Genomic DNA, 16,134 nt, shown 5'->3' with positions numbered 1-16,134 from the left:
AACTCGTGCGCCTGCTCGTCCGAGCGGGCAGCCGGGCAGAACCGGGAGCGGTTCGGCACGGGGCAACCCTCGCCGCAGAAGAAAATTCGGGGCAGGCATTTCGGCAAGCCGGATACACGAAGGGCGCCGCGTTGTCACGCGGCGCCCTGTTCTTTTCCCGAATGGGCCGTTTTTTCCCAAGCAGAGTTAAGGAAATCAGCCCTTGGCGACGGCTGCGACTTCGGCAGCGAAGTCCGTCTCTTCCTTCTCGACGCCTTCGCCGAGCAGGAGGCGGGCCATGCCGACGACTTCGATCGGTGCGCCGACGGTCTTTTCCGCTTCCTTGACGGCAGCGCCGACGGTGATGTCGGGGTTCATGACGAAGGCCTGCGACAGCAGGGCGACTTCTTCGAAGAACTTGCGCATGCGGCCTTCGACCATCTTCTCGATGATGTTGTCCGGCTTGCCGGACGCGCGCGACTGCTCGATGAAGACGTTGCGCTCGCGTTCGGCAACGGCGGCATCGACTTCTTCGGCGCGGATGGCGAGCGGGTTGGTCGCGGCAACATGCATGGCGACCTGGCGGCCGATGGTGTTGAGGGCTTCCTTGTCGCCGGTCGACTTCAGCGCGATGAGAACGCCGAGCTTGCCGAGGCGGTCGGCGGCGGCATTGTGGATATAGGTCGCAACGACGCCGTCCTCGACCGACAGCAGGACCGAGCGGCGCAGGTTCATGTTCTCGCCGATGGTGGCGACAGCGTCCTTGATCGTGTCGGTGACCGACTTGCCGGTTGCCGGGTAGATGGCGGCGCCAACGGCTTCGACGGTGCCGTCGGTGGTCAGCGCCACGTCGGCAACGCCGCGCACGATCGCCTGGAAGGCGTCGTTGCGGGCAACGAAGTCGGTTTCGGAGTTGACTTCGACGACAACGGCCTTGGTGCCGGAGGTGGCAACGCCGATGAGGCCTTCAGCGGCGGTGCGGCCCGACTTCTTGTCGGCCTTGGCGATGCCCTTGGCGCGCAGCCAGTCGATTGCCGCTTCGATGTCGCCGTTGTTTTCAGTCAGCGCCCTCTTGCAGTCCATCATGCCTGCGCCGGACTTTTCGCGCAGTTCCTTCACCAGTGCAGCGGTGATTTCAGCCATTGTGAGCCTCTTGTCGGTTCTTGTTGCGTGCCGCCGGGAAACCCCGGCGAACTCAAGGTTTTGGGAACGAATGTACCCGGAAATGTGACAGGGTGATGAAGATCACCTCAGACCTGTCGCCTCGACCACGACCCCGCGGATCGTCGGCAGACAGGGTCTTCAAACAAGCCGAGGCCAGGGATCGTCTCTCTGGCCTCGGTTATCTCAGATAAGCGGGAGCGACTGTTTCGCTCCGACCTCGGCCTTACGCTTCGGCTTCGAGTTCCGGCTCGACCGGAGCCTCGGCGGAGGCGCCGAGGTCACGGCCCGATGCACCCTGCTGGCGCGCGATGCCGTCGATGGCGGCGCGGGCGATCAGGTCGCAGTAAAGGGCGATGGCGCGCGAGGCGTCGTCGTTGCCGGGGATCGGGAAGTCGATCGGGTCCGGATCGCAGTTCGAGTCGATAACGGCGACGACCGGGATGCCGAGACGCTTGGCTTCCTGGATCGCGATCGATTCCTTGTTGGTGTCGATGATGAACATCAGGTCCGGCGTGCCGCCCATGTCGCGGATACCGCCGAGGGCCTTTTCAAGCTTCTCGCGTTCGCGCTCGAGGGTCAGGCGTTCCTTCTTCGAATAGCCGGAGCCTTCCGAGTTCAGGATTTCGTCGAGCTTGCGCAGGCGCTGGATCGAGTTGGAGATCGTCTTCCAGTTCGTCAGCATGCCGCCGAGCCAGCGGGCGTTGACGTAGTACTGGGCCGAACGCTTGGCAGCGTCGGCAATGATGTCGGACGCCTGGCGCTTGGTGCCGACGAACAGAACGCGGCCGCCGCCGGCAACCGTGTCGGACACGACCTGAAGGGCGCGCGACAGGAGCGGAACGGTCTGTGCCAGGTCGATGATGTGAACGTTGTTACGATCGCCGAAGATGTACGGCTTCATCTTCGGGTTCCAGCGGTGGGTCTGGTGGCCGAAGTGAATACCAGCTTCGAGAAGCTGGCGCATAGAGAAATCGGGCAATGCCATGCCTTGTTATCCTTTTCCGGTTGAACCTCCGCAAGGCGAACAGCATCCCGTTCAGGAATGCCACCGGGCGGAACGGTCCGGATTTCTCCCGGACAATCCCAAGCCTTACGTGTGGAATGGCTGCCCCTTACCCTCAGTTTCCGGGTAAATCAAGGGCAGCGCGTTAAAAATGCGACCGGCAGGGTGCTTACTTGCACTCCTGCTGCTTGAACATCTCGAGCTTGGCGAGTTTTCCGGTCAGCGAGAACTCGCCGTAATCCATGGTGAGGTCGCGCGTGATGCCGTTCTCGTAGAGCTTGAAGGACATGCGGTAGACCGGCAGCGCATCGCCCTCGCTGGTGTCGTTGTAATAGGCGATCGACACCGGCCAGAACGCATCCTTCGAAAAATCGCCGGCCTTGGCAGCGTCGACATCGCCGGGCTTCGGCGTTTCCTTCTTGCCGACCACGGCGGTGGTCAGCAGCGTCTTGTCGCCCGCATCCGAGCCGTCGAAGATGCGCGATTCGAAGAAGCGGTCGCCCTTCTTGGCGTGGTCGATGACTTCCAGCATGTGCTCGGTCGGAAACCGGCTGGCGGCGAGCTCCACCTGCCTTGTGTCCGGCGCGGTCAGGTCGACGCTGACGCCCTGCTTCTGCTCGCGGGCGGAGCCGCGCACTTCCTTGTCCAGCTTCTCGTCGGTGAACGAGCGGGTCAGGAAGCGGAAGCTGCCGTTCTTCAGGTCCTCGTAGGTGGTCGTCTGCTGGTCGGTGAGGCGCGTCTCCTCGCCGGTATTGACCTGCGTGACGAAACGGAAGCTCACCGTATAGCCGTCGCAGGGGCTGCCGTTGAACTCGTAGACCATGCGGCCATACATGCCGGCGATGCCCGAGCGCTCGGTCGCATCCTTGAGCTGGAGGTCGTAGACGGCACGGTGCGGCGCAAGCCCGGTCGCCGGCGTGGCAAAGGCGCTCGAGACGCCGCTGCCGGCGAAGCATGTCCCGGCCATGACGGTCGCGACAAAGGCTGAACGAAACATCCGTTTCCTCCTGTTGAAGTCGGCCGCGATGTTATAAGAACTCTTCCGGCAAAAGCGAGGCAATATGCGCGCGCTGCCCCATTCATTTCGATATCGCGACGGCAGGCCCGAACGCGAGCAACGACGGAGACCGCAATGTCCGCTGAAATCGAGAATCGCGTCAAGGAACTGGGCTACGAAATCCCCGTGGCGGCGGCGCCTGCGGCCAATTACGTGCCCTTCGTCATCACCGGCAACGTGCTCCATATTTCCGGCCAGCTCCCCATGCTCGACGGCAAGCTCGCCGTGACCGGCCATCTCGGCAAAAATGTCGACGTCGCCGGCGGCCAGAAAGCGGCGGAATTGTGCGCGCTCGGCCTGCTCGCGCAAGCGAAGGCCGCGCTCGGCGACCTGTCGCGCATCAAGCGCATCATCAAGATCAACGGCTTCGTCGCCTCCGCCCCGGACTTCGTCGAGCAACACCTCGTCATCAACGGCGCGTCCAACTTCCTCGTCGGCGCGCTGGGTGACGCCGGCAAACATGCCCGCGCCGCCGTCGGCATGGCCGCGCTGCCGCTGAACGCCGCCGTCGAGATCGACGCCATCATGGAAATCGCCTGATGCATAAATTCAACTGGCTGACCGAGAGGCCGATTGCGCATCGCGGCTATCACGACCTCAACCGGACCGTCTGGGAAAACACGCTTTCCGCATTTTCGCGCGCGGCCGACGCCGGCTTCGCCATCGAATGCGACCTGCAATATACCGCCGATGCCATTCCCGTCGTCTTCCATGATGACGACCTGAAGCGCCTGTGCGGCGTCGAGGGCGATGTGCGGGCGCGCACCGCCGGCGAACTCGGCCTGCTGGCGATCGGCGGCACGGCCGACCGCATTCCGACGCTCAATCAGTTGCTTCACCTCGTGAAGGGCCGCGTGCCGCTGGTGCTGGAACTCAAGGGCCGCAAGGGCGACGACGACGGTTTCGCCATGGCGGTGCTCGACGCGCTGGAAGACTATGACGGCCCCGTCGCGCTGATGAGCTTCGATCACTGGCTTTTGAAGGACCTCAAGGCGCTTGGCACCAGCCGCCCCCTCGGCCTGACGGCGGAAGGCGCGCGGCCGGAGAATTTTGCCGTGCACGAGGAGGCGATGCGGCTCGGGCTCGATTTCATCTCCTACCATTACGGCCACCTGCCGAACGCCTTCATCAGCAAGGAGCGCGACCTCGGCAAGCAGATCATCACCTGGACCGTGCGCGACGACGAGGCGCGCACGATCACGGCGCTCAACGCGGACCAGATGACCTTCGAGGGCTTCGATCCGCGTGAGGCATTGACGGCCTGACATGGTCGAGCCCGTGCGCATCCGCGTCGAAACGAGCTTCGCCGACATTGCGGCGGACCAATGGGGGCGTCTTGCCGGCGCCTCCAGGGGCGACGCGCACACGCCCTACAACCCCTTCGTCAGCCACGCGTTTCTCTCGTCGCTGGAAGAGTCCGGCTGCGCCACCGCCGAGACCGGCTGGCTCGGCCAGCATCTTCTGCTGGAAGGCGACGACGGCGCCATCCTCGGCGCCCTGCCCGTCTATCTCAAGAGCCACAGCCAGGGCGAATATGTCTTCGACCATGGCTGGGCCGATGCCTTCGAGCGGGCCGGTGGTCGCTATTATCCGAAGCTGCAGGCCGCGATCCCCTTCACGCCGGCGACCGGCCCGCGGCTGTTGCACCGCCCCGACCAGCCGCTGATCGAGACGCAATCCGGGCTTGCCGAAGGCCTGAAGGAACTCGCCCGGCGCCACGGCGCCTCCTCCGCCCACGTCACCTTCGTGCCGGAACAGGAAATGCCGATCTTCGAGGCGGCGGGCTACCTACACCGCACCGACCAGCAGTTCCACTTCCTCAATGCCGCTTACGGCTCGCACGACGATTTTCTCGAAACCCTCGCCTCGCGCAAGCGCAAGGCGCTGAAGAAGGAGCGCCGGGCGGCGCTGGAGCACGGGATTTCGATCGACTGGCTGACCGGCACCGACCTGACGGAAGAGATCTGGGACCAGTTCTTCACCTTCTATATGGACACCGGCAGCCGCAAATGGGGTCGGCCCTACCTCAACCGCGAATTCTACAGCCTGATCGGCGAGCGCATGGCCGACGACATCCTGCTCGTCATGGCGAAGCGCAATGGCCGCTACATTGCCGGCGCGATCAACTTCATCGGCGGCGATGCGCTCTACGGCCGGCACTGGGGCTGTATCGAGGACCATCCCTTCCTGCATTTCGAGGTGTGTTACCATCAGGCCATCGATTTCGCGATTGCCAAGGGATTGGCGCGCGTCGAGGCCGGGGCGCAGGGCGAACACAAGCTCGCGCGCGGCTACCTGCCGGCCATCACCCATTCGGCCCATTTCATCACCCATCCGGGCCTGCGCCGCGCCGTCGCCGACTATCTTGAGCGCGAGCGCCAGGACGTCGAGACGATGGGCGACTATCTTGCCGAACACGGCCCCTTCCGCCGCGGCGAAAACGAAAGCGACTGAGCATCATCGGGAGACCAGCATGAGCGCCTATGACACCAACAATATCTTCGCCAAGATCCTGCGCGGCGAAATCCCCTCGCACCGCGTCTACGAGGACGAGCACACGGTCGCCTTCATGGATGTGATGCCGCAGGCCAACGGGCATACGCTCGTCATCCCCAAGGCGCCCTCGCGCAACATCCTCGACGCCGATCCCGAGACGCTTTCGCGTCTTTTCCCGGTCGTGCAGAAGGTGGCGGTCGCGGCGAAGGACGCGTTCGAGGCGGACGGCGTGACGGTGATCCAGTTCAACGAGCCGGCGGCGGGCCAGACCGTCTACCACCTGCATGTGCACATCATCCCGCGCATCGAGGGCGTGGCGCTGAAGCCGCATTCCGGCACGATGGAGGACCAGGGCGTGCTGGCGGCGAATGCCGAGAAGCTACGCAAGGCGCTGGCCTGATCAGACCCCTAGAATGGCAAGACCCGCGGCCAGGAAACCGATGGCCGCGGCGATGCCGGCGATCTGCCGGAAGCGACCGCCGAGGAAGAAGCAGACCGCGCCGATGACCACGGAGCCCAGCCGCAGCCAGAGCGGCGAGGCTTCCAGCGTGCCGGTCGGGAAGAAGATCAGCTTGGCGATGACCGCGGCTACCAGCGCGGTCGCCACCGCCTTCACCCAGTTCAGCACTTCCGATTTCTCGTCGATGCGATTGCCGGCGAGCACGCCCGCCCAGCGCCACAGATCGGTCGCGAGCCATCCGGCGACGGCGATGAAGATATAGGGCCAGAGCCCATCGAAACTCATCGGCTGGCCTCCCGCTGGCGCAGCATCCGCTCACCCCACCAGGCGAGCGTACCCCCGATCACGCCGGCAAGCAGGATATCGTATTGCGGCGCGACGATGGCGAAGAACCAGCCGAGTGCCAGCCCGATGCCGAGCGCCCAGTAGATCACCCGGTGGCGGGCCGAAATCCAGATCGAGGTCAGGAAATAGACCGGCGTCAGGAAGAACAGGCAGCCGGAGACGATTGGCGGAAATTCCGAGACCGCGCCATAGACCAGCCCGACCAGCAGGATGTTGATGAGCGTCAGCGTGATGCCGAAGCCGGCGAAGAACGCGACGCGGCCGTCGCGCGGCACGCCGTTCACCCGCTCGATGGCAAAGACCCAGGCGGTGATGGCGACGAAATGCGAGAGGAACAGCAGGAGCCAGGTCGGCGTGCGGCTGGTCCGGATTTCCGGGATCAGCGCCGCCACCATCGGCATCATGCGCACGGAGGAGAGCGTCACGGCGATGAAGGCCGTCAGGATATGGGCGCCCGAGAGCATCGAGCCGACGAGGATCACCTTGGCCGGCAGCGCCCAGACCATGCCGGTCATGAACATCACCTGCTCGACCGGGATTTTCGCTTCCGCCGTAAAGGCCGCGAAGCCGACGAAGGACAGCATGAGGATGATCGCCGGCAGGCTGAAGATGCCGCGCATGCCGAGGAGGAACCAGTGCGTCTGGGATTGAGGGTCTGGCGCAGTCTCGGCCGTCATAAACGTCTCGGGTTCTTCAACAAAAAAAGAAAGCCGGGCAGTTACCTGCCCGGCTCATGGGATTTGTAAAGCCGTTATTTCTTGCGCGGCACCTTCGGCACGGCGCTGGACGATTTGCGCGGCGGCTCGTCCTTCGGCTCCTCGGCCTTGGGCTCCGCCGCCTTCTTCGAAGACCTGGCCTTGGCGGGCGCGGCCTCGGCGGCGACCGTTTCCTTGGCCTTGCGCGGCTTTGCCTTCTTGGCGGCCGCTTCCTCGATTTCGGCCTTGGGCTTGATCGGCGCGGTTTCCGGCACGGCGTCGAGGACGAGGCCGGTCGAGCCATCCTCCTTCGGGCCGACGGAGACGCGCACGACGCCGCCCTTCTTCAGCTTGCCGAAGAGGATTTCATCGGCGAGCTTCTTCTTGATGTGCTCCTGGATGACACGCGCCAGCGGCCGCGCGCCCATCTTCTCGTCGTAGCCCTTGTCCGCCAGCCAGGCGATCGCGTCCTGCTGGAGGTCGAAGGTAACGTTGCGTTCGGCGAGCTGCGTTTCCAGCTGCATGACGAACTTCTGCACGACCTGATGGATGACCGGCGTCGGCAGCGAGCCGAACGGGATGATCGCATCGAGGCGGTTGCGGAACTCCGGCGTGAACAGGCGGTTGATCGCCTCCATGTCCTCGCCCTCGCGCTTCGACGAACCGAAGCCGATGGCGGACTTGGCCATGTCGGATGCGCCCGCATTGGTCGTCATGATCAGGATGACGTTGCGGAAGTCGATCTTCTTGCCGTTATGGTCGGTCAGCGAGCCGTGATCCATGACCTGCAACAGGATGTTGTAGAGGTCCGGATGCGCCTTTTCGATTTCGTCGAGCAGCAGCACGCAATGCGGATGCTGGTCGACTCCATCCGTCAGGAGGCCGCCCTGGTCGAAGCCGACATAGCCGGGAGGTGCGCCGAGCAGACGCGAGACCGTGTGCCGCTCCATATATTCCGACATGTCGAAGCGCAGCAGTTCCACGCCGAGCGAGCTTGCAAGCTGCTTGGCGACTTCGGTCTTGCCGACGCCCGTCGGACCGCTGAACAGGTAGCAGCCGATCGGCTTGTTCGGTTCGCGCAGGCCCGCACGGGCGAGCTTGATCGACGATGCCAATGCCTCGATTGCGAGATCCTGGCCGTAGACGACCGAGCGCAATTCCTTCTCCAGGCCGGCGAGCACCTGCTCGTCGTCCTTGGACACCGTCTTCGCCGGAATGCGGGCCATCGTGGCGATCGTCGCCTCGATCTCCTTCTCGGTGATCAGCTTGCGGCGTTTTCCCACCGGCAGCAGCATCTGCGCCGCACCGGTCTCGTCGATCACGTCGATCGCCTTGTCCGGCAGCTTGCGGTCGTTGATGTAGCGCGCCGAAAGCTCGACGGCCGACTTGATCGCCTCGTTGGAATAGCGAAGCTTGTGATATTCCTCGAAATAGGGCTTGAGGCCCTTCATGATCGCGATCGTGTCGTCGATGGTGGGTTCGTTGACGTCGATCTTCTGGAACCGGCGGACGAGTGCACGGTCCTTCTCGAAGAACTGGCGGTATTCCTTGTAGGTCGTCGAGCCGATGCAGCGGATCGCACCCGAGGACAAAGCCGGCTTCAGCAGGTTCGATGCATCCATCGCGCCGCCGGAGGTGGCACCGGCGCCGATGACGGTATGAATTTCGTCGATGAACAGCACGGCGCCCGGATAGTCTTCCAGTTCCTTGACGACCTGCTTCAGGCGTTCCTCGAAGTCACCGCGATAGCGCGTGCCGGCGAGCAGCGTGCCCATGTCGAGCGAGAAGATCGTCGCGTCGGCGAGCGCTTCCGGCACCTTGCCTTCGACGATGCGCTTGGCGAGGCCTTCGGCGATGGCGGTCTTGCCCACGCCCGGATCACCCACGTAGAGCGGGTTGTTCTTCGAGCGGCGGCAGAGGATCTGGATCGTACGGTTGACCTCGGCGTGGCGGCCGATCAGCGGATCGATCTTGCCGTTCCTGGCCTTCTCGTTGAGGTTGACGCAATAGGCGGTGAGCGCGTCCTGCTTCTTGGCGGCCTCTTCCGGTTCGCCGCCGCCATTGCCGCGCTGCTGCTTCGGCTCGCTCTCGGATTCATCCGCGCCGCGCACCGGGCGCGGTTCGGCGGAGCCCGGTCGCTTGCCGATGCCGTGCGAGATGAAGTTGACGGCGTCGTAGCGCGTCATCTCCTGCTCCTGCAGGAAATAGGCGGCATGGCTCTCGCGCTCGGCGAAGATCGCGACGAGCACGTTGGCGCCGGTCACTTCTTCGCGACCGGACGACTGGACATGGATCACCGCGCGCTGGATGACGCGCTGGAAGCCGGACGTCGGCTTGGAATCTTCCTCGTAACCCGTCACCAGGTTGGCGAGATCGTGGTCGACATAGTCGGTAACGGTCTTGCGCAGCACGTCGAGGTTGACGTTGCAGGCACCCATCACGGCAGCCGCGTCGGCGTCGTCGATGAGGGCGAGCAGCAGGTGCTCGAGCGTCGCATATTCGTGATGACGCTCGTTCGCAAAGGTCAGTGCCTGGTGGAGCGCCTTTTCAAGGCTTGCAGAAAATGTTGGCACGTTCGTTCCTCATTTCTTTTCCATGACACATTGCAGCGGATGCTGGTGCTGGCGGGAGAAATCCATCACCTGTGTCACTTTGGTTTCGGCAACCTCGTAGGTGAACACGCCACACTCGCCCACGCCATGATTGTGCACATGCAGCATGATCCTTGTCGCCGCTTCGCGGTCCTTCTGGAAGAAACGTTCCAGAATGTGAATCACAAACTCCATGGGCGTATAATCATCGTTGAGAAGCAGGACGCGATAAAGGCTCGGCTTCTTCGTCTTAGGCTTCGCGCGGGTAATGACGGAGGTGCTGCGACCGGGAGTGTCGCCGCCGCCTTCCCCATCCTGCATTCGAACCCGTCTCACATCCATTCGTGTTCATTCCCTTGATTTCGGTCGCTTCCTTTGGGCGAACCGTTCAGCCGAGGCTGCCTTCTGGACCTGTTATCTAATGTCTCGTCACACGATTGTAAGAGCCTCGCTTCGCACTGCAATCATAATCGCGGGTCATCCGAAGGAAATAGCGAAATTTGCGCCCGCTCCATCAGCCTCGCGCAATCCTTGGAACACGCAATGGCCGGCTGCGGTTGCCCACAGCCGGCCATTAAACGTTATACGCGTACGTGGTACCGGAAAAATCAGGCGGCGACGGCGGCCTTGGCAGCGGCAGTCGCCTTGGCGACCGGTGCTTCGTAGGGCTTGTAGGCGCCCTTGGCGAGGTCGGCATACATTTCGGTGAGCTTCGTGGCTTCGGCGACGAAACCTTCATAGGCGGACTTCACGAAAGCCGTCTGCAGTTCGACAGCGGCTTCGACGCTCTTGACGCCGGAGAGCTTTTCGAAATGGGCGACGTTGTTTTCGAAGGACTTCTTCGAGTAGTCGGCCGTTTCGGTGGCGATCGCCTGGAAACCCTGGGCAACGGTCGTGTAGCTCTTTACGAACGTGTCCACGGCTTCCTTGCTCTTCTTGTTTGCGTCGTCGAGATTGAACATCGAAGTCTCCTTTGGATCCCGGTTTAGGCCCGAAATCTATATGCGCCGCACAATAAAGTCAATATTCATGCTGCAATGCAATATTTCGCAGGCAAAGCAAGACCTTGCGCAATAGGTATGATCATTGGGGGCGGAAAAGACGAATTTGTCGCAAAACAATAATGAAAAAGCCCGGCGCGAGAGGCAGCCGGGCTTTTTTCTGGAAATAATACCGACGATCAGAGATCGATGTCGAGGATTGCCATGGAGAAGTTGTAGGAGAGTTCTCCATCTTCATCGTCGCGGAAGATAACGCCGAGGAATTCGTCCGCGAGATAGACTTCCGCCGATTCATCCTTGCGCGGACGGGCCTTCACGACAATCTCCTTGTTGATATTGCGCTTGAAGTAGGCCTCGAGCTTCCTGATTTCTTCCGGCGTCACGATATGTCTCCATCAACGTTTGATTTGCCGCGCTTCTCGCACCTGCTCCGGGGCGTGTAAACCCTCGATTTCCGCAGGAAAGCGACTTTTCCGCGTTGGAGTCTTTCTCGCAACGCCGGACGCCAAGCCGCTTTGCACGTTTGCTGACGGTGCTACAGATCGTAGTCGAAGGCTGCCAGAAGCTGGTCCATGGCGCGCGACGGCTCGTTGCAGCCGGCCTCCCCGATGACCCTGGCCGGCACGCCGGCGACCGTCGATTTCGGCGGCACGGGCTTCAGCACCACCGAGCCGGCGGCGATGCGCGAGCAATGGCCGATATGGATATTGCCGAGGATTTTTGCGCCCGCGCCGATCATCACGCCGTCGGCGATCTTCGGATGGCGGTCGCCGCCCTCCTTGCCGGTGCCGCCGAGCGTGACATTGTGGAGGATCGAGACATTGTCGCCGATCGTCGCCGTCTCGCCGACGACGAAGCCGGTGGCGTGATCGAGGAAAATGCCCTTGCCGATGCGGGCGGCCGGGTTGATATCGGTCTGGAAGACGCTGGAAGAGCGGCTTTGCAGATAGAGCGCAAGGTCGCGCCGGCCCCGGTTGTAGAGCCAGTGGGCGACGCGATGGGTCTGGATGGCGTGGAAACCCTTGAAATAGAGCACGGCATCCAAAAACCGCAGGCATGCGGGGTCGCGGTCGTAGACGGCCTGGATATCGACGCGCAGGATGCCGCCCCATTCCGGCCAGTCTTCCAGCATCTCGTCGAAGATCTGGTGCAGCAGGTTCGCCTGCAGGTCCGGATGGTCGAGGCGCTCGCAGACGCGGTGGATCACGCTTTCCTCCAGCGAACGGTGGTTCAGCACCGTCGAATAGAGGAAAGCCGCCAGAAGCGGCTCGGCCTGGGCGGCAACACGCGCTTCCTCGCGCAGGCTGTCCCAGATCGGATCCATGGCCTTGAGATTCTCGCCGGCCCGCAGTTCGTTCGTCGCGACCATCGCCGCACTCCTTATGGTCATTCCCGTCCATATATAAAGCAAAGGGCGCCGGAGCGAAATGGCCCGGCGACCATTGTCGTAAACGCCGCGTCAGCGGCCGTCGATCTCCGCATAGAAATCCAAGACGGCGCGTTTGAAAACCTTGTCGCCGACGGCCAGCATGTGGTCGCGGCCGGGGATATCGAGCGCGCGGGCGTTCGGCATCAGCTCGGCGAGCGCCTGCGGGCTGCCGGCTATATCGTCCTTCGTGCCGACGCCGATCAGCGCAGGCACGTCGATGCGGCCCATGTCCTGCGGCGTCAGCAGGTCACGCGACGTCATGATACAGGCGGCGAGCGCCTGGCGGTCGGATTTCGTCTGGTCGGCGAAGGCGCGGAACATGCGGCCGCGCTCGTGGGTCACGGAAGCGAGCGACGGGGCGAGCAGCGCATCGGCGATCGGATCCCAGTCGCCGACCCCCGTCACCATGCCGATGCCGAGGCCGCCGAAGACCACGGAGCGCACACGGTGCGGATGCGCCAGCGCCAGAAAGGCAGTGATGCGCGCGCCCATCGAATAGCCGAAGACATGGGCTTCCGGGATCGCCAGGTGATCGAGCAGCGCCGCCGCATCGCCTGCCATCAGCGGCGGCGTATAGACCGCGGGATCGTGCGGCTTGGCGCTGGCACCATGGCCACGATTGTCGAGCGCGATGACGCGGTAGCCGGCATCGCCCAGCGTCTTCAGCCAGCCGGGAAACACCCAGTTGACGCTGGCGCTCGACGCAAATCCATGGATCAGCAGCACCGGATCGCCCGACGGGTCGCCCTCGTCGAAGAAGGCAAGCTCGAGGCCGTCATGCGTGAAACTGGAAAAGGACGGAGCATCGAGGTTCATCGCGGGCCTTCTTTCGTTTTCATGCCTTGCTCTTAATGCCGTTTGATCGTCGAGAAAACGGTGGCCGGGCGGATTTCTCGACCGGCGCGACGGTTTTGCATCTACACATTCGGCCGGAAGGCGACTATGGTCCGGCGCAGAAAACAGGCATTCCCACGGAGCATGACATGGCTGGACACGGCATTCCTCATTTCCAGAACGACGGCGGCCATCGCATGATCGAGATCGGCGTGAAGGAATTCATGTGCGTCGGCGCCTCGGTGCCCTACGACCATCCGCATGTCTTCCTCGACATGGGCGACGACAACGAGAAGGTCTGCCCGTACTGCTCGACGCTCTACCGCTACAATTCGAGCTTCAAGGCCACCCAGACCGAGCCGGTCGGCTGTACCTTCACCAACCAGGTCGCGGCGTAACGGCCGAAAGGCCGGCACCCGCATGTCTTCCACGAGATCCGCAACCATCGTCGGTGCCGGCATAGCCGGGCTGACGGCGGCGCTGGCCCTCGCCCGCAAGGGCATCGCCTCGCATATCCTCGAACAGGCCCCGGCCCTTGAGGAGGTCGGCGCCGGCCTGCAACTCTCCCCGAACGCGTCGCGTATCCTCGCCGGTCTCGGCCTCCTCGATGCGCTGAGCGCCCGCTGGAGCGAGCCGGATCACATTATGCTCTCCTCCGGAAGCACGCTCGCCCCCCTCGCCTCGGTCCCTGCCGGCAAGGCGGCCCGCACCCGCTGGGGCGCACCCTATGGCGTGCTCCCGCGTGCCGCGCTGCAAGCCGTGCTGCTGGAGGCCGTGCGCGACGAGCCGCTCTGCACGCTCGCGACGGGCCAGCGAATCGAGACCGTGCAGGACGCCCTCGCCATCGCACCCGCGGACGTGCTGATCGGCGCGGACGGCGTCTGGTCGCGCCTGCGGCAGGCGGTGTCGGGCGCCCTGCCCGCGCGCTATTCCGGCAATGTCGCCTGGCGCTTCCTCGTGCCCTACGCCGCCGCGCCGTCCTTTCTCAACCCGCGCACCGTGACCGCCTTCCTCGGCCCGCAGGCCCATCTGGTCGCCTATCCGCTCGCGCAAACCCAGGCATTCAACATCGTCGCCATTCACCAATCGGCGGAAGCGCCGCCGGAAGGCTGGTCGCGGAGCGGCGATACTGCGACGTTGCTCAGCGCCTTTTCCGGCTGGCACAATGATATCCGCCGCCTGCTCGACGACGCGCGCGCGCCGCTGATGTGGCCGCTTTTCGAATGCCCGGACGGCGCCTGGACGGATGGAAGAAAAACGGTGCTGATCGGCGACGCCGCACATGCCATGACGCCCTTCGCGGCCCAGGGTGCCGCGATGGCGATCGAGGATGCAGCACTGCTGGCAAACCGGCTCGCCGAGGCGACCGACACCGGCCAGGCCCTGCGGCAATTCGAGACCACCCGCCGCGAACGCGTCGCCCGGGTGCGCAGCCGCGGCGCCTTCAACCGCTTCGCCTACCATGCCCGCGGGCCGATCGCGCTCGCCCGCAACCTCGTGCTGTCGCTGCGCGGCCCGGAAAGCCTCGCCGCCGATCTCGACTGGCTCTACGGCTACCGCACACCCAATTGAAGGGCTGCGCTCAAACCGCCCGTGCCGCGGCAAGCCCGCGTTCGATATCCGCCTTGATGTCCTTGACGTCCTCGAGCCCGATCTGGAGGCGCAGCACCGGGCCTTCCTCCGGCCCCTTGGCGACGCGGCGGTCGTTGAGGCCGACATGCACCGCGAGGCACTCGAAGCCGCCCCAGGAATAGCCGAGGCCGAAAATGCCGAGCGCATCGAGGAAGGCATGCGCCTTCGCCTTGTAGCGCTCCGGCGATCCGCCCTTCAGGACGATGGAGAAGATCCCGCTCGACCCCTTGAAATCGCGCTTCCAGAGGTCGTGGCCGGGAAAACTCGGCAGTGCGGGATGCAGCACGCGCGACACGTCCTCGACGCCTTCCAGCCAGCGCGCCAGTGCCAAAGCGCTCTCCTGGTGGCGCTCCAGCCGCACGCCCATGGTGCGCAGGCCGCGCAGCACCTGGTAGGCGTCATCCGGCGAGGCGCAGGTGCCGAGCGTGATCTGCGTGTCGTGCAGCTGTTCCCAATGGGCGGCATTGGCCGAGACGGTGCCGAACAGCACGTCCGAATGCCCGGCCGGATATTTCGTCGCCGCGTGGATGGAGACATCGACGCCAAAATCCAGCGGGCGGAAATAGAGCGGCGTCGCCCAGGTATTGTCCATGGTCACGACCGCGCCGTGTTTGTGGGCGGCGGCGGCGATGGCCGGAATATCCTGCATTTCGAACGTGTTGGAGCCCGGTGCCTCGGTGTGCACCAGCCTGGTGTTCGGCCTGATCAGCGCTTCGATGCCGGCGCCGATCGTCGGATCGTAATATTCGACGGAGACGCCGAGGCGCTTCAGCATCGTGTCGCAGAAATGGCGGGTCGGGTGATAGACCGAATCAACGATCAGCGCATGGTCGCCGGCCGAGAGATAGGCCAGGAACGGCACGGTGACGGCGGCAAGGCCCGAAGGCACGAGGATCGTTCCGGCAGACCCCTCCAGTTCGTCGATCGCGGCACAGAGCGCGTCGGTGGTTGGGGTGCCCCGCGTGCCATAGGTATATTTTTGCGCACGCTTTTCCATCGTCGCGGCATCGGGAAAGAGCACCGTGGAGGCATGCACGACGGGCGGATTGACGAAGCCATAATAGTCCGCCGGGTCATTTCCGGCATGGGCAAGGCGCGTGTTCACGCCGGCGCCGGCGAGGATTTCGTCTTTGTTTTTCATGGATCTGTCCGAAGCGATGCGAGGGGTTTGTGACACCGACTTTTCGCCAGCGGAACCGGGCAGGTCAACCCCCATACAAAAGGATGCAAAGGCGCCCAAAGCGCTTCAAGTCTCCCCTGCGCGGAAATTTTGTGCGATTTACTGCACAAGTCCACGGTTTTTTGCCCAAAAACCCGTCAACTGCCGACAAATTTAGGTTACCGGACGGAAAATGGTTCGGATCACTTGACCCTGCGAAATTTTGAGCATGAGATAAGCAACCTCGCGCCGGGAGGGTGGCGAGTTTTCGTGGGCGCGCCCGTCAGGG

General features: G+C 63.6%; 18 protein-coding genes. 6 read left to right on the top strand and 12 right to left on the bottom strand.

All coding sequences use genetic code 11. The features are described from left to right. Window positions 1-195: 195 nt before the first annotated feature. The 3 genes from tsf to VGN93_RS07520 all read right to left on the bottom strand — a co-directional run bounded on the left by tsf (window position 196) and on the right by VGN93_RS07520 (window position 3,143). Window positions 196-1,122: a translation elongation factor Ts gene (tsf, locus tag VGN93_RS07530; RefSeq protein WP_319318836.1), complete on the bottom strand. Its 927-nt coding sequence runs from the start codon at window positions 1,120-1,122 to the stop codon at window positions 196-198. A 244-nt stretch (window positions 1,123-1,366) separates the two neighbouring features. Further along, window positions 1,367-2,128, bottom strand: a complete 762-nt coding sequence (gene rpsB, locus VGN93_RS07525; protein WP_256115991.1) for a 30S ribosomal protein S2 — start codon at window positions 2,126-2,128, stop codon at window positions 1,367-1,369. A 187-nt stretch (window positions 2,129-2,315) separates the two neighbouring features. Next, entirely contained in the window at window positions 2,316-3,143 is an 828-nt protein-coding gene (locus VGN93_RS07520; RefSeq protein WP_319318841.1) for a cell envelope integrity EipB family protein, read from the bottom strand. A gap of 135 nt (window positions 3,144-3,278) precedes the next feature. On the opposite strand from VGN93_RS07520, the gene VGN93_RS07515 reads away from it, so the two are divergent. Genes VGN93_RS07515 through VGN93_RS07500 form a run of 4 tightly spaced genes read left to right on the top strand, consistent with a single transcriptional unit; the run spans window position 3,279 to window position 6,099 of the window. Beyond that, the gene (locus tag VGN93_RS07515; protein WP_327506955.1) at window positions 3,279-3,743 is read left to right on the top strand and encodes a RidA family protein; all 465 of its coding nucleotides are present in this window, start codon (window positions 3,279-3,281) and stop codon (window positions 3,741-3,743) included. Continuing rightward, a complete protein-coding gene (locus tag VGN93_RS07510; protein ID WP_327506954.1) occupies window positions 3,743-4,468 on the top strand; it encodes a glycerophosphodiester phosphodiesterase in 726 nt (241 codons plus the stop codon). The genes VGN93_RS07515 and VGN93_RS07510 overlap by 1 nt, the downstream gene beginning before the upstream one ends. A 1-nt stretch (window position 4,469) precedes the next feature. After that, window positions 4,470-5,657 carry a GNAT family N-acetyltransferase gene (locus tag VGN93_RS07505; protein WP_327506953.1) on the top strand — a complete coding sequence of 396 codons (1,188 nt, stop codon included), beginning with the start codon at window positions 4,470-4,472 and terminating at the stop codon, window positions 5,655-5,657. Between the two features lie 19 nt (window positions 5,658-5,676). Further along, entirely contained in the window at window positions 5,677-6,099 is a 423-nt protein-coding gene (locus VGN93_RS07500; protein ID WP_327506952.1) for an HIT family protein, read from the top strand. On the opposite strand, the gene VGN93_RS07495 is transcribed toward VGN93_RS07500, so the two are convergent. The 8 genes from VGN93_RS07495 to VGN93_RS07460 form a co-directional block, all read right to left on the bottom strand. Next, window positions 6,100-6,444 carry an AzlD domain-containing protein gene (locus VGN93_RS07495; protein WP_327506951.1) on the bottom strand — a complete coding sequence of 115 codons (345 nt, stop codon included), beginning with the start codon at window positions 6,442-6,444 and terminating at the stop codon, window positions 6,100-6,102. After that, on the bottom strand, window positions 6,441-7,181 hold the full coding sequence (locus VGN93_RS07490; protein ID WP_327506950.1) for an AzlC family ABC transporter permease: 741 nt from the start codon (window positions 7,179-7,181) through the stop codon (window positions 6,441-6,443). The genes VGN93_RS07495 and VGN93_RS07490 overlap by 4 nt, the downstream gene beginning before the upstream one ends. A gap of 74 nt (window positions 7,182-7,255) precedes the next feature. After that, window positions 7,256-9,772 (bottom strand): ATP-dependent Clp protease ATP-binding subunit ClpA, encoded by a 2,517-nt coding sequence (gene clpA / locus VGN93_RS07485; RefSeq protein ID WP_319318862.1) that lies wholly within the window; start codon window positions 9,770-9,772, stop codon window positions 7,256-7,258. A 9-nt stretch (window positions 9,773-9,781) separates the two neighbouring features. Continuing rightward, a complete protein-coding gene (gene clpS / locus VGN93_RS07480; RefSeq protein ID WP_319318865.1) occupies window positions 9,782-10,132 on the bottom strand; it encodes an ATP-dependent Clp protease adapter ClpS in 351 nt (116 codons plus the stop codon). A gap of 266 nt (window positions 10,133-10,398) precedes the next feature. Beyond that, on the bottom strand, window positions 10,399-10,752 hold the full coding sequence (locus VGN93_RS07475; protein WP_319318868.1) for a phasin family protein: 354 nt from the start codon (window positions 10,750-10,752) through the stop codon (window positions 10,399-10,401). Window positions 10,753-10,970: 218 nt separating this feature from the next. Then, window positions 10,971-11,174, bottom strand: coding sequence for a DUF3126 family protein (locus VGN93_RS07470; protein WP_241595993.1), 204 nt, complete (start codon window positions 11,172-11,174; stop codon window positions 10,971-10,973). Between the two features lie 152 nt (window positions 11,175-11,326). Next, complete coding sequence (gene cysE / locus VGN93_RS07465) at window positions 11,327-12,160, bottom strand: serine O-acetyltransferase (protein WP_319318874.1); 834 nt, start codon at window positions 12,158-12,160, stop codon at window positions 11,327-11,329. A gap of 90 nt (window positions 12,161-12,250) precedes the next feature. Then, entirely contained in the window at window positions 12,251-13,036 is a 786-nt protein-coding gene (locus VGN93_RS07460; protein WP_327506949.1) for an alpha/beta hydrolase, read from the bottom strand. 167 nt (window positions 13,037-13,203) lie between these two features. On the opposite strand from VGN93_RS07460, the gene VGN93_RS07455 reads away from it, so the two are divergent. Together VGN93_RS07455 and VGN93_RS07450 are read left to right on the top strand one after the other, a co-directional pair. Further along, on the top strand, window positions 13,204-13,452 hold the full coding sequence (locus VGN93_RS07455) for a zinc-finger domain-containing protein (RefSeq protein WP_327506948.1): 249 nt from the start codon (window positions 13,204-13,206) through the stop codon (window positions 13,450-13,452). 22 nt (window positions 13,453-13,474) lie between these two features. After that, window positions 13,475-14,626, top strand: coding sequence for an FAD-dependent monooxygenase (locus VGN93_RS07450; RefSeq protein ID WP_327506947.1), 1,152 nt, complete (start codon window positions 13,475-13,477; stop codon window positions 14,624-14,626). Between the two features lie 10 nt (window positions 14,627-14,636). Here VGN93_RS07450 and VGN93_RS07445 read toward each other — a convergent pair whose 3' ends face one another. Then, window positions 14,637-15,827, bottom strand: a complete 1,191-nt coding sequence (locus VGN93_RS07445; RefSeq protein WP_327506946.1) for a cystathionine beta-lyase — start codon at window positions 15,825-15,827, stop codon at window positions 14,637-14,639. Between the last annotated feature and the right edge of the window lie 307 nt (window positions 15,828-16,134).

This window comes from Shinella sp., from assembly GCF_035998705.1.
GTDB lineage: Bacteria > Pseudomonadota > Alphaproteobacteria > Rhizobiales > Rhizobiaceae > Shinella.
This window is presented reverse-complemented; position numbering and strand designations above follow the sequence as displayed.